The organism is Nitratireductor sp. GCM10026969 (assembly GCF_042660605.1).
Classification (GTDB): domain Bacteria; phylum Pseudomonadota; class Alphaproteobacteria; order Rhizobiales; family Rhizobiaceae; genus Chelativorans.
Window position 1 is genome coordinate 1 of the sequence record NZ_JBHSUM010000071.1, and the last position, 21,143, is coordinate 21,143.

Sequence of the window (21,143 nt, forward strand, 5' to 3'; positions counted from 1 at the left end):
CGAGGCCCGGCAGGTCGGACGCCCCCTTGGGCGGCGGATAGGCGCCGGCACGCTGCAGGGCGTCGGGACGGTTGACGCCGGCCGCCGCCACGCGAATGAGGATTTCATTGTCCCCCGGCGTGGGGACCGGCCTCGTCTCGGGTTTAAGGACCTCCGGCCCGCCGGGCTCGGAGATTGCAATGGCGGTCATCGTGTCAGGCAGGCCGGTCATGACCAACTCCGGTGTTGGGAACGCAAATCGACGGTTTTCGGGCCGCAGCGGCCGGCCCGGCGCGGTTCGCTTTGGGGATCAGTCGAAGATCCCGTTGCTGTGCTTCTCTACGTAGGAGGCGAGACCCAGCGTATGGTCGCGGCAGAGCTTCTCCGCCTTTTCGGTGTCCCGCTTCTCCAGCGCGTCGATGATGGCCAGGTGGTCCTCGATGGACTGGGTGGCGCGGTCGCCGCGGCCGATGGTGATTTTGCGGATGCCACGGACGTGGAGAAGGATGTTCTCCGTCGTCTCCCGCAGGACCTTCGAGCCGGTCATCTTGATCAGGGTCTGGTGGAACTGGATGTTGGCTTCGGAATATTCGCCCAGATAATCGGCTGGCTTGTGCCCTTCGTGAAAGCGATCGAAGATCTGACGGAGCTGGGCGATGTTCTTGTCGCTGGCGTTTTCGCAGATCAGGCGGGCGGCCATGCTTTCCAGCGCCGCCCAGACCTGGATCATCTCGATCACTTCACGTTTCGTTTTGCGCAAGACCATGATGCCGCGGCGCGGGATCGACTTGACGAAACCTTGCTGCTCCAACATGGCGATGGCTTCGCGGATCGGCGTGCGGCTCACCCCCAGACGCTCGGCGAGCTGGCGCTCGTCCAGCCACGTGTCACCGGCTGTCCCGTAGATCTCCATGTTGACGATGGCCGATTTTAGCGCTGCATAGATGCGCGTCTTGAAATTCGGCTCGGCGGCGAAGGGCTCCAGCGTGAGTTCCGGAGTGGCTTCGTTGGCGAGCGGCCAGCGCGTCTGGGTCTTGCTCACGTCGAGGTTCCTTGCTGAGATTGGAATGCTTTATGCCATATATGGATTCTGTTTCGCAAGTCGATACAAGAGTTTAACATCCAGCTTTCTCACCGCAACCCGCCGACGCCAGGCCGGCGGGGTGGGCGGATGGCGGCGGGGCGGATCAGCCGACGGCGGATAGCCGCCCCTCGGTCGTCTCGCCATTCAGCAACTCCGCAAGGGTCGTCCCAAGCCGCGCCGGGGTCGGCGAGATGCGGATTCCGGCCGCTTCCATGGCGGCGATCTTATCTTCCGCGCCGCCCTTTCCGCCCGAGATGATGGCGCCGGCATGGCCCATGCGCCGCCCAGGAGGCGCCGTGCGCCCGGCGATGAAGCCGACGGTCGGCTTGGAGCGGCCGCGCTTGGCCTCGTCCTTCAAAAACTGTGCGGCGTCCTCTTCGGCGGAGCCGCCGATCTCACCGATCATGACGATCGATTCGGTCGCCGGGTCGGCGAGGAAGAGTTCCAGGACGTCGATGAACTCGGTGCCCTTGATGGGATCACCGCCGATGCCCACCGCGGTGGTCTGGCCGAAACCCTGCTGCGAGGTCTGATAGACCGCCTCGTAGGTGAGGGTGCCGGAGCGGGAAACGATGCCGACCGATCCCTTTTTGAAGATGGAGCCGGGCATGATGCCGATTTTGCATTCGCCGGCGGTGATGAGACCCGGGCAGTTCGGACCGACGAGCCGCGACTTGGAGCCCTCGAGCGACCGCTTGACGCGCTGCATGTCGAGAACGGGAATACCTTCCGTAATGCAGACGATCAGCGGAATCTCGGCCTGGATCGCCTCGCAGATCGCATCCGCCGCGCCGAAGGGCGGAACATAGATGACCGTGGCGTCCGCACCCGTGGCATCGCGTGCTTCCACCACCGTGTCGAAGACGGGCAGGTCGAGATGGCGCATGCCGCCCTTGCCGGGGGCCACGCCGCCGGCCATCTTCGTGCCGTACTTGATGGCCTGCTCGCTGTGGAAAGTACCGGTCTTGCCGGTAAAACCCTGGCAGATGACCCGGGTGTCTTTGTCGATCAGGATGGACATCAGTTCGAACCTCCCACAGCGTTGACGATCTTCTGGGCCGCGTCGTCAAGATCGTCGGCCGGAATGACGTTGAGACCGCTTTCGGCAAGGATCTTCTTGCCGGTCTCGACATTGGTTCCTTCCAGGCGGACGACCAGCGGCACTTCCAGACCGACTTCCTTGACCGCGGTCACGACTCCCTCGGCGATGACGTCGCAGCGCATGATGCCGCCGAAGATGTTGACCAGGATACCCTTCACGTTCGGGTCGGCGGTGATGATCTTGAAGGCCGCGGCCACCTTCTCGGCCGTCGCGCCGCCGCCGACGTCCAGGAAGTTCGCCGGCTCGGCGCCGTAGTACTTGATGATGTCCATGGTCGCCATGGCGAGGCCGGCACCGTTGACCATGCAGCCGATGGTACCGTCGAGCGCGATGTAGGAGAGGTCGTATTTGGAGGCCTCGATCTCCTTGTCGTCCTCTTCCGTTTCGTCGCGCAGGCCGGCGACGTCGGGGTGCCGCCCCAGAGCGTTGGAATCGAAGCCCACCTTCGCGTCGAGACAGCGCAACTGCCCCTCCTTCGAAACGATCAGCGGATTGATCTCCAGCATTTCCATGTCTTTGGCGGTAAAGGCCGAGTAAAGCCCCTCGACCAGCGCCTGCGCCTGCTTGGCGAGATCGCCCTCCAGTCCCAAAGCCTTGGCCACGGCGCGGCCGTGATGTGGCATGACGCCCGTTGCCGGATCCACCGTGAAGGTGAGGATCTTTTCCGGGGTTTCGTGGGCGACCGTCTCGATGTCCATGCCGCCCTCGGTCGACACGACGAAGGCGATTCGGCTCGATTCCCGATCGACGAGGAGGGAAAGGTAGAACTCCTTGTCGATGTTCGAGCCTTCCTCGACATAAAGCCGGTTGACCCGCTTGCCCGAGGGGCCGGTCTGCAGCGTCACAAGCGTGTTGCCCAGCATCTCGCCGGCATGCTGGCGCACCTCCTCCGGCGATTTGGCAAGCCGCACGCCGCCCTTGGCGTCGTTGCCGAGCTCTTTGAAGGAGCCTTTACCACGGCCACCGGCGTGGATCTGCGCCTTGACGACGTAGACGGGGCCGGGAAGTTCGGCGGCCTTCTTGTCGGCGTCCTCCGCGTCGAAAGCCGGATGGCCCTGCGGCACCGGCACGCCGAAGGACCGAAGCAGGTCCTTGGCCTGGTATTCATGAATGTGCATCGAGGTCTCTTCCCCTCAGGATGGATCGCTTTTTCAGGAAGGGCAGGGGCCCCGGCGCAGAGGCCGGGGCCTTATGTCCGGCTAAAGAAGGCCCGCGCCGCGCGCCCACTTGTACTTGGCGCCGAGCACCTCGACCGGAAGCTCGGTCGAATAGGGATAGGCCGGGATCCCGTGCTGGTAGAGATACTCGGAAGCCTCCTCGACCTCGTAATCGCCGGCCAGCGACGCAACGATCGGCTTTTCGATGCCCTTCGCCGCCATCTCCTCCTTCACCTCGGAGACCAGTTTCGCGAAAACCATCGGCGGGGTGACGATCGTGTGCCAGTAGCCCAGGATAAGCGAGTGGATACGGTCGTCCTCGAGGCCCAGCCTGATGGTGTTCTTGTAGGTCTCCGGCGGCTCGCCGCCGGTGATGTCGACCGGGTTGCCGGCCGCGCCGAAGGGCGGGATGAACTTGCGGAAGGCTGCGTCCAGATCATCGGGCATGGACATCAGCTCCAGCCCATTGTCGACACAGGCGTCCGAAAGCAGGACGCCCGAGCCGCCGGCACCGGTGATGATGACCACGTTCTCGCCCTTCGGCGTCGGCAGCACCGGCACGCCGCGGGCGAATTCGAGGAGTTGGCGCAGCGAGCGGGCGCGGATGACGCCGACCTGCTGGAAAACGTCCTCGTATATCTTGTCGTTGCCGGCAAGCGCCCCGGTATGCGAGGAGGCCGCCTTGGCGCCGGCCGAGGTGCGCCCGGCTTTCAAGACCACCACGGGCTTCTTCTTCGAGACGCGGCGCGCGACCTCGGCAAAGGCCCGGCCGTCCTTCAGATCCTCGCAGTGCTGGGCGATGATCTTGGTGTTGTCGTCCTGCTCGAAGAAGGTGAGCAGGTCGTCCTCGTCGATGTCCGACTTGTTGCCGAGCCCGACGATGGCCGAAACGCCCATCTGCGCCGAACGCGAGAAGCCGATGATCGCCATGCCGATGCCGCCCGACTGCGAGGACAGTGCCGCCGACCCCTTCACGTCGTAAGCTGTGCAGAAGGTGGCGCACAGATTCTCCGGCGTATAGTAGAAACCGTAGATATTCGGCCCCATCAGGCGGACATTGTATTTGCGGCCGATCTTGACGATCTCGTCCTGCAGTTCGGGCTCGCCCGCCTCGGCAAAGCCCGAGGGGATGAGAACCGCACCGGGGATGCCCTTTTCGCCGCATTCGGTCAGCGCGCCGGGGACGAACTTGGCCGGGATGGCGAAGATGGCGGTGTCGATTTCACCCGGCACGTCCTTTACGCTCTTATACGCCTTGTAGCCGAGGATCTCGTCGGCCTTGGGGTGGACGGGATAGATCTCGCCCTTGTAGCCGCCGTTGATGAGGTTCTTCATCACGGAGTTGCCGATCTTGCCCTCTTCCGAGGAGGCACCGATTACGGCGACCGCCTTCGGGCGCATGATCTTGTTCATGGCCGTGACGATCTCGTCCTGGCTGGGGCGATGGCGCGGTGCCTTCTGCGCGAAGTCGACGACGATGCGCACGTCGGCGGCGATCGCGCCGTCCTTGGTCGCGAAGACCGGGTTGAGGTCGAGCTCGGAGATTTCCGGATAGTCGTTCACGAGCTCGGAGACACGCACGATCATGTCCGCCAGCGCCTCGCGGTTGACGGGATCGCCGCCGCGCACGCCCTTCAGCATCTCCGCCGCCTGGACGCTGTCGAGCATCGACAGGGCTTCCTCCTGGGTGACCGGCGCGAGCCGGAAGGTGATGTCCTTCAGGACCTCGACCAGAATGCCGCCGAGACCGAAGGCCACCAGCTTGCCGAAGCTGCCGTCGGTCACCGAGCCGATGATGACCTCCTGGCCGCCGGTCAGCATCTGCTGCACCTGCACACCGCTGATGTCGGCCTTTGCGTTGTAGGCCTTGGCGTTGGCGATGATCTTGTCATAGCCGGCCTTGGCTTCTTCCGCTGTTTCGACGCCGACGATGACGCCGCCGGCTTCCGTCTTGTGCAGGATGTCCGGTGATACGATCTTCATGACCACCGGAAAGCCCATCTCGGAGGCCAGCGAGGCGGCCTCCTCGGCACTTCCGGCAAGCCCTTCCTGCGGAACGGTGATGCCATAGGCATCGCACAGCAGCTTGCCCTCGGGAGCGGTCAGCGCCTCGCGGCCCTCGGCTTTCACCTTCTCCAATACGTTCCGTACGACGGTTTTATCGAGCATGCTCTCCTCCTTGGTGGGCGCCTGGTTTCAGTGACGAGGCGGAACTGGCGTGAGCCCGAGGGCAGAACAACAACTGCCTGGAAGCCGCCATTTTTGATGTTCTGGTATTTTGTATTCCAGAAGGGGAGCCTGTCAACTCCTAACTTCCGGCAGGCGGCCGTTTACCGGGGCGGCGAAAATCGCATCAAGACGAAAGGGCATTGCTTTTCTGGCATAAGGAATACATTATGCCAAATGTAAGCCGTTGCGGAGGAAGCCTGTCGCGACTGGAATGGTAGTTTTGGAGGAGGAATTCGACATATGAATTCAACGTCATCATCGGAAGCAGCTGCCTATGGAAGTGGCGCGGAGGGCGTCGCCGACGCGGAGCTTCCGGGAAGGAATCAGGTCGTAAACCTGCACGCCCCTGGGACGGGAGTAAGGGATACCTGGAAGGCAATGGGCCCCGGCATCGCCGCCGCCATGACCGGCATCGGCGCCAGCCATCTCATGCATGCACCGACGGCAGGCGCCCAATACGGCTACGCGCTCCTGTGGATCATTCCAGTGGCCTATCTGTTGAAGTACTGCGCTTTCGAGTTCGCTCATCGCTACACGCTGGTCCGCGGCGAAAGCATCATGGAGGCTTATGAGCGTTTCGGCAAATGGCCATTGTGGTATCTGGGTTTCCAGTCACTGGCGAACACGTTCGGCATTGCGGGGAGAGCTCTGGGCTGCGCGGCGCTGTTGTGGGCGGCGTTTCCGTTTCTTTCCCTTCAGGTATGGGCGATCGTGATCCTGGTCACATGCGTCGGCATTCTGTGGGCGGGCAAATATGCAGCCCTCGAAAGTGCCGTGAAACTGGCGATCATCGTCTTCGCCCTGGCTTCCCTAACAGCCTTCGTCCTGCAGGCGCCGAACCCGGCCGAATACATGACGCGCCTCCTGCCGACGCTTCCGCCGGTCGGTGCCGCGCTCCTGTTCGGGGCCATGTTCGGCTACTTCCCCACCACCGTCGAAGTGGCACCTATGCAGTCCAACTGGGCCGTGGACAAGAAATCGGGCATGGTGAAGGTGCGCGAGCTGGAGCGGCAGGGCTACAAAGTCAATCTGGCTCCGAGCTACATGCGCAACTACATGAAGCTCTTCAAGCGCGACATGAACATCAGCTACATCGTCTCGATGGTGACGGGTATGGCCTTCCTGATCGTCGGTGCGGTCGTCCTGAATCCGATCGGGCTGGTGCCGGAAAGCCGTGAGATGGGCCTTACCATCGCCCGCATCTATACCGACACCTTCGGCGCCTGGATCTTCCCGATCATCATCGCCGGCGGCGTTGCGGCGCTGTTCTCGACCGTCTTCACCTATTTCGACGGCCAGGCGCGCATCTTCGAGGAATGCTGCGTCCGCCTGCGGCGGTCGTGGGACGATGAGCGGACACGCATGCTCCTCTACCGGGGGTTCCAGATCCTCTGGATCGTGGCCGGCACGGCGATCATCTACGGCTTGCCCCGCCCGATCTTCGTGGTGCAGATCGCCTCGGTCCTTGCCCTCCTGTTCTCGCCTCTTCTGTTCTGGATGAACATCAGGGCGATCAAGGACAACTTCACGGGTCCTGACCTCGAGTTCTTGCCGTCGAAGTTCATGTTCGCCTGGGCCTGGGCGGGCACGGCGGGTCTTGCGATCCTCAGCCTCTACGTTCTGTATCTGCAGTTCTTGAGCTGAGCAGCCAAGCGACCGGAGAGATCCGCAGACTTGGGCCCGTTCCGCGGGCCCATTTTTTTTGCGCTGCGCCTGAATGAGATTCGCCAGCGGGACCCGATTCGACCCGCGTGTGAAAAGGCCGTCCTAGCTATGCTGCAAGTGCGAAGGTGGTATGCGAGATCTGGCATACAAAATTACGATCACGCGGCCTATGTGGAGAATGTGTCAGTTAGGGCCGCGCGGCGGCCGGATATCCTCCCAAGGAGAACACCATGAACATGCACTACAAGGCTGACAGCATCAGCGTACCGTACAAGGAGTCCTGGTGGCGTTCGTTCGGCCACGGCGTTGCGCGCTTCTTCAGGCAGATGTCGAACCGGGAAAATATCGTCATGGGCGCGCCCTGGCCGGCCCCCTCGCGCCGCCGCAAGTAACACCTCTCGAACGGCAGCGCGGACCCGTGCGTGCCAGGCAGAAAGCCCCGTCCGATTCGGCGGGGCTTTTCTATTCCCGCCCGAGCAAAACCATGGCATTTTTGCCGTTGCCGGAAGGGCCTGCGGCTCTGGCGGATGGCACCGCTGAGCCGCTGTCGCGTGCCGGCGCCGGCACCTCGGAGATGAGGGCGTTCCCATACTGTTTTTGCTAAAATCAAACGTCAGGAAAATCCCGCAAACGGAAAGTAGACGGCGCCTTCCGGCGTGATGATGCGTTGCACAATACTTTGGGACTTGACTTTGCGATGAGCATAATGTGACATCTGTGTTGGCATACAAAATGCCATAGGTAGTCGAGCGTTCGCTGCGGAGGGGGAGGAGAACAGCCTTCTGTTTCGATGCGCTCAGACCAACGGGAGGAAATCGATGGTAAAGTTGAAATCGTATGGCCTGGGGCTGGCGTTGTCCCTGGGGGCGGCCTCCGTGGCCACCACCCCGACTCTGGCGGCGGATTGGCAGCCGCAAAGGCCGGTTGAATTCATCATCATGGCGGGAACCGGCGGTGGCGCCGACCAGATCGCCCGGCTGATGCAGGGCCTGATCGAGAAGAAGGACCTCTCGCCGATGCCCTTCATCCCGATCAACAAGGCCGGCGGTTCGGGCGCCGAGGCGCTACGCTACATGAAGGACAAGGCGGGCGACGATCACACGCTTCTCGTCACCTTGAACAGCTTCTACACCACCCCGCTGGTGCAGGAGGGCCTCGGCGTCGACATTTCCGAGTTCACGCCGGTCGCCCGCATGGCGATCGACACGTTCCTGCTGTGGGTGCCGGCCGATTCCGAGATCTCGGATTTCGAGACCTGGGGCGAGCAGGTAACGGAGATGAAAAAGGACTGGAAGGTCGGCGGCACCGGGACCGGCCAGGAGGATTCCATCCTTTTCGCCATGCTCGAGGCGGAATTCGATACCGACGTCACCTATATCCCGTTCCCCGGTGGCGGCGACGTGGCCAAGAGCCTCGTCGGCAAGCACATCATGACCACCGTCAACAATCCGGCCGAGCAGATGGAGTTCTGGCGCGCCGGCCAGAGCAAGCCGCTCGTCCAGTTCACCGACGAGCGGATGGAATCCTTCCCCGATGTGCCCACCGCCAAGGAGCTCGGGCACGATCTGGTCTACTACATGCAGCGTTCCGTGAACGGTCCTCCGGGAATGTCTCCGGAAGCGCAGGAGTGGTACATCGCGCTGTTCGAGGAAATCTTCAATTCCGAAGAATGGCAGAACTTCTGCGATTCAGACGGTCTGACCTGCAATGAGTTTTCAAGCGGGGAGGACCTGGGCCAGTTCCACAACGAGCAGCTGGCTCGCCACAAGGCACTCATCGAGCAGGTCGGGGCCGAGGCGATCACCAGCGAGTGACGGCGGCGCCATCGATGCGCGGGACTTCCCTTCAAGGGAAGTCCCCAGCGTAGCCACCGGGGGCATCGTCAAGGCACGCTTGATCCGATGCTCCCGGCGCGCCCGACGACATTGCCGAGTTCTGGGAGGAGGTGTCATGACCGTTCGTACGGCTGAGTTTACTGCGGCGATTTTGCTGAGTTTGGCTGCCCTCGGGCTGATGTGGAAGAGCACGGACGGCCTGTCGATAGGCTGGGTGTCGGGTTCGGGTCCCGGCTCGGGCTTCTGGCCCTTCTGGCTTTCCTTCGTGATGCTTCTGTCGAGCCTCGCGACTTTGGCGCGCTGCTTTTTCGGCGCCACCCCGCAATCCCGCTCGACCGAACAATTCATGGATCGGGAGACGGTACAAATCGTCGGCACGACGGTGGCAGCGCTCTTCTTCTTGATCCTTGGGGCCTCCTATTTCGGGCTCTACGTTTCGCTGATTGCATTTCTTTTCTTCTACCTGAGAATCCTGGGCGGCCACTCATGGGGGCTTTCGGTTGGTCTGACGCTGTTCATCCCGATATTCGTCTTCTTCTTCTTTGAATACCTTATGACGATTCCGCTGCCGAAAGGGATTACCCAGCCTCTCTTCTACCCGATCTACCAGCTGATCTACTGACCCATGCACTGTCTGCGAATAGAGGCCGCCGCACGTCTTGATGCCGGGCGGCCGCAGATCAGAACACAAAGGTAAAGGCAATGGAATCGATCCTCATTCCCCTTATGGGCGGTCTCGCCGATGCCCTTCAACCGGTCAATCTGACCATGCTCATCATCGGCTGCCTGATCGGCTTGTTCGTCGGAGCGATGCCCGGGCTGGGCTCGGTCAACGGGGTGGCGATCCTGCTGCCCGTCACCTTTCTCGTGCCGCCCGACGCAGCCATTATCTTCCTTGCAGCCGTCTATTACGGTGCCATGTACGGCGGCGCGGTCTCGTCCATCACGCTGGGCATTCCCGGCTCCTCGACGGCGGTGGCAACCGTCTTCGACGGACGACCCATGGCGCAGGCCGGAAGGGCCGACCAGGCGCTGCTGACCGCGGCCATAGCCTCCTTCATCGGCGGCACCATCTCGGTGGTGCTGTTTACGTTGTTCGCTCCGCCGCTTGCCGCTTTCGCGCTCAAATTCGGGCCGGCGGAGGAGTTCGCCCTGATGATGCTGGCTTTTGCGACCTTCGTCGGGCTCGGCGGCGATGACATTGCCAAGACCATCACATCCATCGTTGTCGGCCTGGTCCTGGCGACCGTCGGCCTCGACATCATCTCGGGCAAGCCGCGTCTCATCTTCTTCGACCTGCCGGGCTTCTTCCACGGGGTGAACTTCCTCGTGCTGGCGATCGGCATCTACGGCATCGGCGAGATGCTGTGGACGCTGGAGCAGACCAAGGGCGACGTCCAGGTCCACCGCGTGCGCGCGGGGTGGCAGTCGATCAGGGAGCATCTGGGGCGTATCAAGGAATATCTCGTGCCCGCCAGCCTCAGCAGCTTGCTCGGCTATTTCGTCGGCATCCTGCCGGCGGCCGGCGCCACGCCGGGCTCGCTCATGGCCTACGGCATGACGAAGGCGCTGTCGAAGGATCCCGACAGCTTCGGCAAGGGCAACATCAGGGGCGTGGCGGCGCCCGAGGCGGCGAACAACGCCGCCTCCACCGGCTCGATGCTTCCGATGATCACGCTGGGAATCCCGGGCTCGCCCACAACGGCGATCCTGCTCGGCGGCATGATCATCTGGGGCCTGCGGCCGGGCCCGCTCCTGTTCACGGAGCACCCGGATTTCGTGTGGGGGCTCGTCGGCTCACTCTACTTCGCCAATCTGGCCAGCGTGCTTTTCAACATCGCCCTCATTCCCGTCTTCGTGCGGGTGCTGACGCTCAAGTTCACCATCCTGGCGCCGGTCATCTTCGTGCTGTGCATCGTTGGCGGTTACGCGCCGACCCAGACCTTGCACGATATATGGCTGATGCTGCTGTTCGGTGTCGCGGGTTATCTGCTGCGCAAGCTCGACTATCCCGTCGCCCCGGCCGTCCTGGCCATCGTCCTCGGGCCGCTGGCCGAGCAGTCTCTGCGCCAGTCCCTCTTGTCCTCGCAGGGCGATCCGTTCATCTTTTTCGGACGGCCCCTTTCGGGGACATTCATGGCCGTGGCGGCGCTGCTCTTCGTGTATCCCTTCGTGGCGCGCTGGTGGCGTACGCGGCGTGCCGGAAACGGGGCCGTCCCCGCCCATGGCGGCGAGTCGCAAGGCTGAGGACCCAGCGCAGGAACCTGCCCGCAAACGGCTGCCGCTACCAAGCGGCAGCCGCCTTGCTTCCGCGAGGGCCATTCTCTTCGCGTTCCAACATGCCAGCTTGCCGCGATTCGAGCAGAAGAGGTCGTTCATACAGCGAGAAATTGTAGAAAATTTGCGATGCAACAAACCTGTTTTATAGAACAAGTGTTTGAAAATGCTTCTTGAAATCATGAAGGACGAATGAGCTATGCCGCAAACGCGAAGGTGCTATGCAGCATCTGGTATACAAAATTACGGGCAAGCGCATTATGTCAGCGCCATCGGGAATGAGCCGATGGTGGCTCGCAATGTTTCAGGAGAGCACGATGAAGACGCATTGCAATGTCGAAACTCTTTCCATGCGGGATCGCCGGTGGCTGGATCACGGCTTCTCGCTCGGCTCGGCGCTGAAGCGCGCGATGCATCATACCAATTTTACCCCCGGCGCGTTTTGGCCCGCCGGTTCGCGCCACCGGGCATAACGTTCCGCGCACGGATTTCCGAGCGCCGCCCGACGGCCATGACATATCAGAACCCCTCCTTTCCCGCGTCGCGGGAGGAGGGGTTTTTGCTTGCCCGCATTGTGGGAGAATTGCCGGGGCGCCAACCTGCGAGCAGGAGCTGGCGCGCCGGAACATCAGGACCGCGCGCAGCGCTGGAGCACTCCCCGGATTTCATACTGCCCGGAACCTTTCGGCAGCACGCTTGTCCTGAGATGAGCGGCGAAAACGCGTGTCGGGGAGGCCCCCCGGCCTCGTATCCAAAGGTTTGCGTGAGGGTTCCTGAAGAGGTCGCGCGCGCGGCGGCTTGCCATGTTGATTTCCGGCCATCCGCGTTTGACTTTTGGTATTTATTATGCCAGAGAATGAGGAGAAGCGTGCCCGTCGACGGGCATGCTCGAAGACCGGTTTCTTGTACGGCGGCGCGTCCGCCGCGGCGAGATGCGGAAGGGAGGGGGTCGCCGCTTTTTGCGTGCCAGGCTTCAGGGCGCACGCCCGTGGTATTGGAACTTGACCGCCAAAAGGTGAGCCGACACCCGGACCTTCAGCTTGCCGGAACCGCCTCGTACCGCTCGACAGGGAAAAAGAGGGGCGCGGGGCAGGGGTGAGTTCAACAGGAGGAGCATATTCATGACGACCGTCACAATGGTTGAATCGCCGGCGGCCGACGTAGAGCCGGAGTTGACGGATGGTTTCCATCTCATCATCGACGCACTAAAGCTCAACGGAATCGACACGATCTATGGTGTGCCCGGCATTCCGATCACGGATCTCGGCCGCATGGCGCAGGCCGAGGGGATGCGCGTCATCTCCTTCCGGCATGAACAGCATGCCGGCTATGCAGCCTCGGTTGCAGGCTTTCTGACGAAGAAGCCCGGCATCTGCCTGACCGTCTCGGCCCCCGGCTTCCTCAACGGCCTCACTGCGCTGGCCAATGCCACCACCAACTGTTTCCCGATGATCCTGATCTCAGGCTCGTCTGAGCGTGAGATCGTCGACCTGCAGCAGGGCGACTACGAGGAAATGGACCAGCTCGCCATCGCCAAGCCCTTCTGCAAGGCTGCGTTCCGCGTGCTGCATGCTGAGGACATCGGCATCGGCGTGGCACGCGCGATCCGCGCCGCCGTCTCGGGGCGCCCGGGTGGCGTCTACCTCGACCTTCCCGCGAAACTCCTTCCGCAGACGTTGGAGGCGGAAGCCGGACAGCGGTCGCTTGTCAAGGTCATCGACCCGGCACCGGCACAGCTTCCCGCACCTTCCGCCGTCAAACGCGCGCTCGACGTGCTCAAGGGCGCGGAACGTCCGCTGATCATCCTTGGCAAGGGCGCTGCCTATGCCCAGGCCGATAAGGAAATCCGCGCTTTGGTCGAGAAGAGCGGCGTGCCCTTCCTGCAAATGAGCATGGCCAAGGGCCTGTTGCCGGATACGCATCCGAAATCGGCAGGGCCCGCCCGTTCCCTGGCCTTGAAGAATTCCGACGTCGTGATGCTGATCGGCGCCCGTCTCAACTGGCTTCTGTCGCACGGCAAGGGCAAGTCCTGGGGCGAACCCGGCTCGAAGAAATTCATCCAGATCGACATCGAGCCGAAGGAGATGGACTCGAACGTCGAGATCGTCGCGCCGGTCGTCGGCGATATCGGCTCCTGCGTTTCGGCTCTGCTTGAGGGGCTGGGAGACAATTGGCCCGCGCCGCCGACGGATTGGATCAACGCCATCAATGCCAAGAAGGAAGAGAACATCGGCAAGATGGCGTTGCGCCTGAAAAAGAACTCGTCGCCCATGGACTTCCACGGGGCGCTCGGTGCACTGCGCACCGTCATCAAGGAGCGGCCGGATGCGATCCTCGTCAACGAGGGCGCCAACACGCTCGACCTCGCCCGCGGCGTCATCGACATGTACCAGCCGCGCAAACGGCTCGACGTCGGCACCTGGGGTGTCATGGGCATCGGCATGGGGTTCGCCGTCGCCGCGGCGATCGAGACCGGAAAGCCGGTGCTTGCAGTGGAAGGCGATTCCGCCTTCGGCTTCTGCGGCATGGAGGTGGAGACGATCTGCCGCTACAACCTGCCGGTCTGCATCGTCATCTTCAACAACAACGGCATCTACCGCGGCACCGACGTCAATCCGGTCGGCGGGGAGGATGCCGCGCCGACCGTCTTCGTCAAGGACGCGCGCTACGACAAGATGATGGATGCCTTCGGCGGCGTCGGCGTGCACGTGACGACCCCCGACGAGCTTTATCGCGCCGTTAGTGATGCGATGGACTCCGGCAAGCCGACTCTCATCAACGCGGCCATCGATCCGGCAGCCGGTACCGAAAGCGGCCGTATCGGCAACCTCAATCCGCAAAGCACGGTCAAGAAGAAGTAGGAGCATCCGATGAAAGCGCTCGAAGGAGTCCGCATCCTCGATTTCACACACGTTCAGTCGGGTCCGACCTGCACGCAGCTGCTGGCCTGGTTCGGCGCCGACGTGATCAAGGTCGAGCGTCCCGGCATTGGCGATATCACGCGCGGCCAGCTGCGCGACCTGGCCGATGCCGACAGCCTGTATTTCACCATGCTCAACCACAACAAGCGCTCGATCACACTCGATACGAAGAACGAGCGGGGCAAAGCGGTGCTCGAGGCCCTGATCAAGCAGTGCGACGTGATGGTGGAGAACTTCGCCCCCGGGGCGCTGGATCGCATGGGTTTTTCCTGGGAGCGCATCCAGGAGCTGAACCCGGCGATGATCCTGGCCTCGATCAAAGGCTTCGGCCCCGGTCCCTATGCCGATTGCAAAGTTTATGAGAACGTCGCGCAGTGCACCGGCGGGGCGGCCTCGACAACCGGTTTCCGGGACGGTGTGCCGCTGGTAACGGGCGCGCAGATCGGCGATTCGGGCACCGGCCTGCATCTGTGCCTGGGCATCGTTGCCGCGCTGTTCCAGCGCACCAAGTCCGGGCGGGGGCAGAAGGTCTCCGTGGCCATGCAGGATGGCGTGTTGAATCTTTGCCGGGTCAAAATGCGCGACCAGCAGCGCCTGGCGCACGGACCGCTCAAGGAGTACAGCCAGTACGGCGAAGGCATCCCCTTCGGCGACACTGTGCCGCGCGCCGGCAATGATTCGGGCGGCGGCCAGCCCGGCCGCATTCTCAAATGCAAGGGGTGGGAGACGGACCCGAACGCCTACATCTATTTCATCACCCAGGCCCCGGTCTGGGAGGCGATCTGCGATGTGATCGGCGAGCCGGACTGGAAGACCAATCCCGACTATGCGACTCCCGAGGCACGCCTGCCGCGTCTCAACGAGGTCTTCGAGCGCATTGAGGCGTGGACCTCGACGAGGGAGAAGTTCGAGGCCATGGAGATCCTCAATGCGCGGGACATTCCCTGCGGCCCGATCCTCTCCATGAAGGAACTGGCCGAGGACGCCTCGTTGCGCGAGACCGGCACCGTCGTCGAGGTGGAGCACCCCACCCGCGGGAAGTACCTGTCGGTAGGCAACCCGATCAAGCTGTCGGAAAGCCCCACCGACGTGGTGCGTTCGCCGCTTCTCGGCGAACACACGGAGGAAATCCTGCGCGAAGTCCTTCAATTCGACGACCAGACCGTCGAGGAACTGCAGAAGAGCGGCGCAATCGGTGCGCCGCGCCGGCTGGCGGCCGAATAATCTGTCCTGCCTCCCCGGGGCATATTGGCGGCGGTACCTGCGGGTGCCGCCGCTTTTTTCTTTCTGCACAAATTCTGCTGGTGCGGCCGCCATCGTCACCATAGCGACGTCGGACGTTGCGCGTCTCACCGGGCCTCATGGGTTCCAGCCGCCGCTGCCATATTGACGTGTAATGATCTCGAGGAGATGACCATTCGGGTCCTCGAAATAGACCCCGCGGCCGCCATCATGGTGGTTGATCTCGCCCTGATGCACCCGGCCGGGATCAGCCCAATACGGGAGATTCCTTTCACGGATGCGACCGAAGATTTCGTCAAACTCGGCTTCACCGACGAGGAAGGCATAGTGCTGCGGTTTGATCTCGCCGTCGGCGTTCGCATAATCGAGGTTGGCACCATTTTCAGTCGTGACCATCTGGAAAGGTCCCCAGTGCCGCGGAGGTGGAAGGCCGAGCATTTCCGCCAGGAATTTTGCCGATGCCTTGCTGTCACGGGCCCACAGGATCGTGTGATTGAAATCGATAGCCATGTCACCCTCCTTGTGATCTGTTCCTTGCAAGGGTCGCCCAGGTTTTGACCTCGGAAACTGGAACCGGATGATGCGGGGTGCATACCCCTCCAAGAGGAGTCTTCTGGTACTGCGAATATTCGTGCGCCAGCGATCGAAACAGAAATCGTCGCAGCGGCGCGTCTGTTCCATGGTTGGGCCGACACCGCACCGCCGGTCCCGATTGACACGCATTAAATCAATTGGCATTATGTATGCCACATCGGATATGCACAGCATCGCCTCTGTCCGACCGGGCACCGACGGGATCCAACCCCTTGGACAGGAGGAGACGCATGAGGCTGCACGAGTTCCAATCCAAGGCCCTGCTCGCGGGCTACGGGATCACGGTGCCGGAAGGGCATGTCGCGCTGACGGCACAGGATGCGCGCCGCGCCGCCGACGAGATCGGCGGCGGTCCCTTCGCGGTCAAGGCGCAAATCCAGGCGGGCGGACGCGGTCGCGCCAATGCGGTGCGCCTCGTCGCCACTGCCGCCGAGGCGGCGCAGGCGGCGGAGGATCTGCTCGGGCAGCGCGTCACCACGGAGCAGACGGGCCCGGCCGGCTACGCGGTCCGGCGTGTGCTTGTCGAGACCGCCTTGAGACCGCTGCGCAGCCTCTATCTCTCGCTTTTCATCGATGCGCGCGCTGCACAGATCACCCTGCTTGCCGGCGCGGATGGCGGTGTCGAGATCGAGGACAAGGTGCGGGAGGGCAGCGCCCGGCTGGAACGCCTGTCGCTGGCGGCCTCCTCGTCGCTGCAAGACGAGGTGGCGGAGTTGGGCGGCAAGCTCGGTCTGGAGCAGCGCCAGCTTTCCTCCTTCGTCGCCTTGGTCGAGCAGCTTCGAAAGGCCTTCACGGAGCTGGACGCAGTTTTGATCGAACTCAACCCGCTGGCGATCACCGAAGTCGATGCATTCGTGGCGCTGGACGCCAAGATGACGGTGGATGACAACGCGCTCTTCCGCCATCCCGAGCTCGCTGCCCTGCGCGATGATCACGAGAGCGACGAGATCGAGCTCGTGGCGCAGAACCGGCAGCTCAATTTTGTCCGCATGGACGGCGATATCGGCCTGGTTGCGAACGGGGCCGGGTTGGGCCTGGCGACGCTCGACATGGTGCGCGCCGCCAATGGCCGGCCGGCGAATTTCATGGACATCCGCACCACGGCGACCAGCCTCGACGTTGCTCACGGCTTTGCGCTGCTCCTCGACAACCCCGCCGTGAGGGCGATCCTGGTCAATGTTCATGGCGGCGGCATGCAACCCTGCGATACGATTGCCGACGGACTGGGTGTCGCCATGCGGCGCACGGGCCGCTCCTGCCCGACGGTCGTGCGCCTGGCCGGGAATAATGCCGAATATGCGCGCTTTCGCTTCGCCAATTTCGGCTGCGACGTCATCGATTGTCCCGATATGTGGAGCGCGGTGACCCGGGCGGTCGCCATTGCCGAGGAAAGGGGAGGGCGGTCATGACCATTCTCGTCGACGAGAACACCAGGGTGATCTGCCAGGGAATGACCGGGCGGGCCGGCACACACTACTCGGCGGTCATGCTCGAATACGGCACGAAGATCGTTGGCGGGGTGCGTCCGGGCAAGGGCGGAACCCGCCACCTGGGCCTGCCGGTCTACGACATCGTGGCCGAGGCGATGGCGGAAACGGGGGCGAATGCCAGCATGGTGTTCGCGCCGCCGGCCAATGCCGCCGCCGCCATCATCGAGGCGATCGAGGCGGAGATGCCGCTCGTCGTGGCTTTGACGGAGCGCGTGCCCGTGCACGACATGCTGCGCGTGCGCGATGCCCTGAAGCAGAGTTCGACCATCCTCATCGGACCGAACACGCAGGGCGTCCTCGCGCCGGAAGTCTGCAAGATCGGCGTCATGGCCACCGGCAACGCGCGCCGCGGCGACATCGGCATCCTGTCGCGTTCGGCCTCTCTGACCAGCGAGGTGACCGCTCAGGTCACGGCGGCCGGGCTCGGCCAGTCCACCACGGTCGGCATTGGCGGCGATGTCATTCACGGGCTCGGCATGCGCGCCTGTTTCGAGATGTTCCTGGCCGACGCCGATACGCGGGGCGTGGTCGTGGTCGGCGAGATCGGCGGCTCCGAGGAGGAGGAACTGGCCGATTTCATCGCCGAAACGAAGCCCGATATGCCGGTCGTAGCGCTCGTCGTCGGCCGCCACGCGCCGCCGGAGCGGCGCATGGGCCACGCCGGCGCCATCGCGCAGGACGCGACCGGAGAGGCCGAAAGCAAGATCAGGGCGCTGCGGGAGGCGGGCGTGATCATCCCTGAAAGCCCGCACCTGGTTGGTGAAACCATCCGCGAGGCGATGCTGGTCACACAGTAGGGCGGGAAGTCGGGGCACGCACCTGGCAGAGGTCGGAACATCTCTGCCAGGCGTCATTCCGGAAAGCGCAGCCTTGTCCGGGACCCATTCCGGATCCTGGAAAGGTCACGGAATGGATTCCGAAGGGTTGTCGCTCGCGCGCCGGCTTCCGGAATGACGGCGGCGCGCGGTAGCGGGCTCTACCAGTAACAGCTACTGAACGAACGTGTTCGAGAGCGTGCCGATTCCCTCGATGCTGACCGAGACCTCGTTGCTCGGCTCCTTCATGCTGCCGACGCCGATCGACGTGCCGCAGCAGATGAGATCGCCCGGGAGCAGGGTCATGTCCTTGGAAAGAGCACTCACGAGGCGAGGAACAGGGAAGATCATGTCGCTTAGCGGGTAATTCTGCCGTTCCACGCCATTGAGCTCGGTCCTGACGGCGAGGCTTGCGGGATCGACGTCGGTGGCGATCACCGGTCCGAAGGGGCCGAACCCGTCGAAGCTCTTGGAGCGGGCCCATTGGGCGAAGGTGCTGTCGCGGCTGATGATGTCGGACGCCGTTACGTCGTTGACGCAGGTGTAGCCGAAGACGGCCGCTGCCGCCTCGCTTTCCGATGCGTTGCTGCAGGTGCGCCCGATGACGATGCCGAGTTCGCCCTCATAGACCACCCGCTCCGTGTAGGAGGGCGGGCGCCGGATGGTGGCGCCGGGCGCGGCGATGCTGGAGACCGCCTTCAGGAGGTAGAGCGGCTCCTCCGGCTCGGCGACGCCGAGCTTTGCCGCGAGCGCGCTGAAATTGTTCCAGAGCGCGATGATCTTCGACGGCTGGCAGGGTGCGAGCAACCGCACAGCCGAGAGCGGCCTGCGCTGATCCGTCGGTTGCGGACTGTCGAAGAGGTTTCCGGTGTGCACGACGATCTCATCTCGGTCGAGAATGCCGAAACCCTGCCGGCCACCGTCTTCGAAACGCACCCATTTGGTCATGTCGGTTCCTCCTCCTGCTGTTGCACGTTCGTTTTGCGCTTTGCACCTACTGTTCGAGTGCCTTGACGATGTCCTCGGTCATTTTCTTGGCGTCGCCGAGCAGCATCATGGTGCCGTCCTTGTAGAACAGGGTGTTGTCGATGCCGGCGTAGCCGGAGCCGAGCGAGCGCTTGACGAACAGGCAGGTGCGGGCCTTGTCGACGTCGAGGATCGGCATGCCGTAGATGGGCGAGGTCTTGTCGTCGCGGGCGGCCGGGTTGGTGACGTCGTTGGCGCCGATGACATAGGCGATGTCGGCCTGGGTGAACTCGGCGTTGATGTCTTCCAGCTCGAACACCTCGTCGTAGGGCACCTGGGCCTCGGCCAGAAGCACGTTCATGTGCCCGGGCATGCGGCCGGCGACCGGATGGATGGCGTATTTCACCTCGACGCCCGCCGCCTTCAGCTTGTCGGCCATCTCTCTGAGCGCGTGCTGGGCCTGGGCCACCGCCATGCCGTAGCCCGGCACGATGATCACCTTCTGGGCGTTCTGCATCAGATAGGCCGCATCGTCGGCCGAGCCCTGCTTGACCGTGCGCTCGATGCCGTCGTCGCTGGCGGCCGCCGTCTCGCCGCCGAAGCCGCCGAGGATGACGGAGACGAAGGAGCGGTTCATGCCCTTGCACATGATGTAGGACAGGATCGCGCCCGACGAGCCGACCAGCGCCCCGGTGATGATCAGCGCCAGATTGCCGAGCGTGAAGCCGATGCCGGCCGCCGCCCAGCCCGAATAGGAGTTGAGCATGGAGACCACCACCGGCATGTCGGCGCCGCCGATCGGGATGATCATCAGGACACCCAAGGCCAGCGACAGAAGAACGATCAGCCAGAACACCGTCGTGCTCTGGGTCGTCACCAGCAGGGCGATCAGCACAATCAGCGCGAGGCCGAGCCCGGCATTGACCACGTGGCGCGCCGGCAACAGGATCGGCTTGCCCGACATGCGCCCGTCGAGCTTCAGGAAGGCGATGATGGAGCCGGTGAAGGTGATGGCGCCGATCGCCACGCCGAGCGACATCTCGACGAGCGCCTGGGCGTGGATGGCGCCCAGCGTGCCGATGCCGAAGCTTTCCGGGGAATAGAGCGCGCTTGCGGCCACCATGACGGCGGCAAGGCCGACGAGCGAGTGGAAGGCGGCGACGAGCTGCGGCATCTTGGTCATCTGGATGCGCCGGGCGATCACCGCGCCGGCGCCGCCGCCGGCGGCCAGTCCCAGCACGATCAGCCCCAGCCCGCCGGCAGACGGCGTGGCGATGGCGAGCGTCGTCAGGATGGCGATCCCCATGCCCGCCATGCCGAAATAATTGCCCTGCCGGCTGGTCGTCGGGTGCGACAGGCCCCTGAGCGCCAGGATGAACAGGATGCCGGAGATGAGATAGAGGAAGGAAGCAAGCTCGGCGTTCACGTCACTTGTCCTTCTTCTTGTACATGGAAAGCATGCGGCTGGTCACCAGGAAGCCGCCGAAGATGTTGACCGAGGCGAGCACCAGCGCAACGAAGCCGAAGCCGGTCGCCAGCCCCGAGGCCGAGATGCCGACGGCCAGAAGCGCGCCGACGACGATCACCGAGGAGATGGCGTTGGTGACGCTCATCAAAGGCGTGTGCAGCGCCGGCGTGACCGACCACACCACGTAGTAGCCGACGAAGATCGCCAGAACGAAGATGGCGAAGCGGAAGACGAAGGGGTCGACCGCCCCGCCGGTGGCGCCGTGCGCCAGGGCGCCGGCGGCATCGGCCGCCTCGAAGTTCTCGACGGCGGCGCGCAC

At 63.4% G+C, this 21,143-nt stretch carries 18 protein-coding genes and 1 pseudogene; 10 read left to right on the top strand and 9 right to left on the bottom strand.

The genetic code is table 11. The features are described 5' to 3' along the window. The 5 genes and pseudogenes from ACFP9U_RS14850 to ACFP9U_RS14870 all read right to left on the bottom strand — a co-directional run. Positions 1-211 (bottom strand): annotated as a pseudogene (locus tag ACFP9U_RS14850) (NAD(P)H-quinone oxidoreductase); the annotation flags it as partial. Between the two features lie 78 nt (positions 212-289). Next, positions 290-1,021, bottom strand: coding sequence for a GntR family transcriptional regulator (locus ACFP9U_RS14855; protein WP_322452628.1), 732 nt, complete (start codon positions 1,019-1,021; stop codon positions 290-292). Between the two features lie 145 nt (positions 1,022-1,166). After that, positions 1,167-2,084 (bottom strand): succinate--CoA ligase subunit alpha, encoded by a 918-nt coding sequence (gene sucD / locus ACFP9U_RS14860; RefSeq protein WP_378622566.1) that lies wholly within the window; start codon positions 2,082-2,084, stop codon positions 1,167-1,169. Then, positions 2,084-3,283, bottom strand: coding sequence for an ADP-forming succinate--CoA ligase subunit beta (sucC, locus tag ACFP9U_RS14865; RefSeq protein WP_378622568.1), 1,200 nt, complete (start codon positions 3,281-3,283; stop codon positions 2,084-2,086). Before sucC (ACFP9U_RS14865) ends, sucD (ACFP9U_RS14860) begins: the two co-directional genes overlap by 1 nt. Positions 3,284-3,364: 81 nt before the next feature. Continuing rightward, positions 3,365-5,491 (bottom strand): acetate--CoA ligase family protein, encoded by a 2,127-nt coding sequence (locus ACFP9U_RS14870; RefSeq protein ID WP_378622570.1) that lies wholly within the window; start codon positions 5,489-5,491, stop codon positions 3,365-3,367. Between the two features lie 438 nt (positions 5,492-5,929). On the opposite strand from ACFP9U_RS14870, the gene ACFP9U_RS14875 reads away from it, so the two are divergent. The 8 genes from ACFP9U_RS14875 to frc all read left to right on the top strand — a co-directional run bounded on the left by ACFP9U_RS14875 (position 5,930) and on the right by frc (position 15,473). Next, the gene (locus ACFP9U_RS14875; RefSeq protein WP_378622571.1) at positions 5,930-7,195 is read left to right on the top strand and encodes an Nramp family divalent metal transporter; all 1,266 of its coding nucleotides are present in this window, start codon (positions 5,930-5,932) and stop codon (positions 7,193-7,195) included. 251 nt (positions 7,196-7,446) lie between these two features. Next, entirely contained in the window at positions 7,447-7,608 is a 162-nt protein-coding gene (locus ACFP9U_RS14880) for a hypothetical protein (protein ID WP_322452623.1), read from the top strand. A 426-nt stretch (positions 7,609-8,034) separates the two neighbouring features. Next, positions 8,035-9,030 carry a Bug family tripartite tricarboxylate transporter substrate binding protein gene (locus tag ACFP9U_RS14885; protein WP_378622573.1) on the top strand — a complete coding sequence of 332 codons (996 nt, stop codon included), beginning with the start codon at positions 8,035-8,037 and terminating at the stop codon, positions 9,028-9,030. Between the two features lie 136 nt (positions 9,031-9,166). Beyond that, a complete protein-coding gene (locus tag ACFP9U_RS14890; protein WP_378622575.1) occupies positions 9,167-9,673 on the top strand; it encodes a tripartite tricarboxylate transporter TctB family protein in 507 nt (168 codons plus the stop codon). 80 nt (positions 9,674-9,753) lie between these two features. After that, on the top strand, positions 9,754-11,298 hold the full coding sequence (locus ACFP9U_RS14895) for a tripartite tricarboxylate transporter permease (protein WP_322452620.1): 1,545 nt from the start codon (positions 9,754-9,756) through the stop codon (positions 11,296-11,298). Between the two features lie 251 nt (positions 11,299-11,549). Continuing rightward, on the top strand, positions 11,550-11,801 hold the full coding sequence (locus ACFP9U_RS14900) for a hypothetical protein (RefSeq protein ID WP_322452619.1): 252 nt from the start codon (positions 11,550-11,552) through the stop codon (positions 11,799-11,801). Positions 11,802-12,449: 648 nt separating this feature from the next. Beyond that, complete coding sequence (oxc, locus tag ACFP9U_RS14905) at positions 12,450-14,189, top strand: oxalyl-CoA decarboxylase (RefSeq protein WP_322452618.1); 1,740 nt, start codon at positions 12,450-12,452, stop codon at positions 14,187-14,189. 9 nt (positions 14,190-14,198) lie between these two features. Then, entirely contained in the window at positions 14,199-15,473 is a 1,275-nt protein-coding gene (gene frc, locus ACFP9U_RS14910; protein ID WP_378622577.1) for a formyl-CoA transferase, read from the top strand. A gap of 135 nt (positions 15,474-15,608) precedes the next feature. Here frc and ACFP9U_RS14915 read toward each other — a convergent pair whose 3' ends face one another. Next, complete coding sequence (locus ACFP9U_RS14915; RefSeq protein ID WP_378622578.1) at positions 15,609-16,001, bottom strand: VOC family protein; 393 nt, start codon at positions 15,999-16,001, stop codon at positions 15,609-15,611. A 314-nt stretch (positions 16,002-16,315) separates the two neighbouring features. Between ACFP9U_RS14915 and sucC (ACFP9U_RS14920) the strand changes: the two genes are divergently transcribed. After that, the gene (gene sucC, locus ACFP9U_RS14920) at positions 16,316-17,494 is read left to right on the top strand and encodes an ADP-forming succinate--CoA ligase subunit beta (protein WP_378622580.1); all 1,179 of its coding nucleotides are present in this window, start codon (positions 16,316-16,318) and stop codon (positions 17,492-17,494) included. Continuing rightward, positions 17,491-18,372 carry a succinate--CoA ligase subunit alpha gene (gene sucD, locus ACFP9U_RS14925; RefSeq protein WP_378622582.1) on the top strand — a complete coding sequence of 294 codons (882 nt, stop codon included), beginning with the start codon at positions 17,491-17,493 and terminating at the stop codon, positions 18,370-18,372. The genes sucC (ACFP9U_RS14920) and sucD (ACFP9U_RS14925) overlap by 4 nt, the downstream gene beginning before the upstream one ends. A gap of 192 nt (positions 18,373-18,564) precedes the next feature. Here sucD (ACFP9U_RS14925) and ACFP9U_RS14930 read toward each other — a convergent pair whose 3' ends face one another. The 3 genes from ACFP9U_RS14930 to ACFP9U_RS14940 are packed head-to-tail and all read right to left on the bottom strand — an operon-like array spanning position 18,565 to position 21,143. Continuing rightward, positions 18,565-19,338, bottom strand: a complete 774-nt coding sequence (locus ACFP9U_RS14930) for a fumarylacetoacetate hydrolase family protein (RefSeq protein WP_378622584.1) — start codon at positions 19,336-19,338, stop codon at positions 18,565-18,567. 46 nt (positions 19,339-19,384) lie between these two features. Then, complete coding sequence (locus ACFP9U_RS14935; RefSeq protein ID WP_378622585.1) at positions 19,385-20,782, bottom strand: NAD(P)(+) transhydrogenase (Re/Si-specific) subunit beta; 1,398 nt, start codon at positions 20,780-20,782, stop codon at positions 19,385-19,387. Position 20,783: 1 nt separating this feature from the next. Then, entirely contained in the window at positions 20,784-21,143 is a 360-nt protein-coding gene (locus ACFP9U_RS14940; RefSeq protein WP_378622586.1) for a proton-translocating transhydrogenase family protein, read from the bottom strand.

What these genes read in the sequence shown, in the direction of transcription:
- sucD (WP_378622566.1), bottom strand. Translation starts at nt 2,084, where the DNA reads ATGTCCATCCTGATCGACAAAGACACCCGGGTCATCTGCCAGGGTTTT.
- sucC (WP_378622568.1), bottom strand. Translation starts at nt 3,283, where the DNA reads ATGCACATTCATGAATACCAGGCCAAGGACCTGCTTCGGTCCTTCGGC.
- ACFP9U_RS14870 (WP_378622570.1), bottom strand. Translation starts at nt 5,491, where the DNA reads ATGCTCGATAAAACCGTCGTACGGAACGTATTGGAGAAGGTGAAAGCC.
- ACFP9U_RS14875 (WP_378622571.1), top strand. Translation starts at nt 5,930, where the DNA reads ATGGGCCCCGGCATCGCCGCCGCCATGACCGGCATCGGCGCCAGCCAT.
- ACFP9U_RS14880 (WP_322452623.1), top strand. Translation starts at nt 7,447, where the DNA reads ATGAACATGCACTACAAGGCTGACAGCATCAGCGTACCGTACAAGGAG.
- ACFP9U_RS14885 (WP_378622573.1), top strand. Translation starts at nt 8,035, where the DNA reads ATGGTAAAGTTGAAATCGTATGGCCTGGGGCTGGCGTTGTCCCTGGGG.
- ACFP9U_RS14890 (WP_378622575.1), top strand. Translation starts at nt 9,167, where the DNA reads ATGACCGTTCGTACGGCTGAGTTTACTGCGGCGATTTTGCTGAGTTTG.
- ACFP9U_RS14895 (WP_322452620.1), top strand. Translation starts at nt 9,754, where the DNA reads ATGGAATCGATCCTCATTCCCCTTATGGGCGGTCTCGCCGATGCCCTT.
- ACFP9U_RS14900 (WP_322452619.1), top strand. Translation starts at nt 11,550, where the DNA reads ATGCAGCATCTGGTATACAAAATTACGGGCAAGCGCATTATGTCAGCG.
- oxc (WP_322452618.1), top strand. Translation starts at nt 12,450, where the DNA reads ATGACGACCGTCACAATGGTTGAATCGCCGGCGGCCGACGTAGAGCCG.
- frc (WP_378622577.1), top strand. Translation starts at nt 14,199, where the DNA reads ATGAAAGCGCTCGAAGGAGTCCGCATCCTCGATTTCACACACGTTCAG.
- ACFP9U_RS14915 (WP_378622578.1), bottom strand. Translation starts at nt 16,001, where the DNA reads ATGGCTATCGATTTCAATCACACGATCCTGTGGGCCCGTGACAGCAAG.
- sucC (WP_378622580.1), top strand. Translation starts at nt 16,316, where the DNA reads ATGAGGCTGCACGAGTTCCAATCCAAGGCCCTGCTCGCGGGCTACGGG.
- sucD (WP_378622582.1), top strand. Translation starts at nt 17,491, where the DNA reads ATGACCATTCTCGTCGACGAGAACACCAGGGTGATCTGCCAGGGAATG.
- ACFP9U_RS14930 (WP_378622584.1), bottom strand. Translation starts at nt 19,338, where the DNA reads ATGACCAAATGGGTGCGTTTCGAAGACGGTGGCCGGCAGGGTTTCGGC.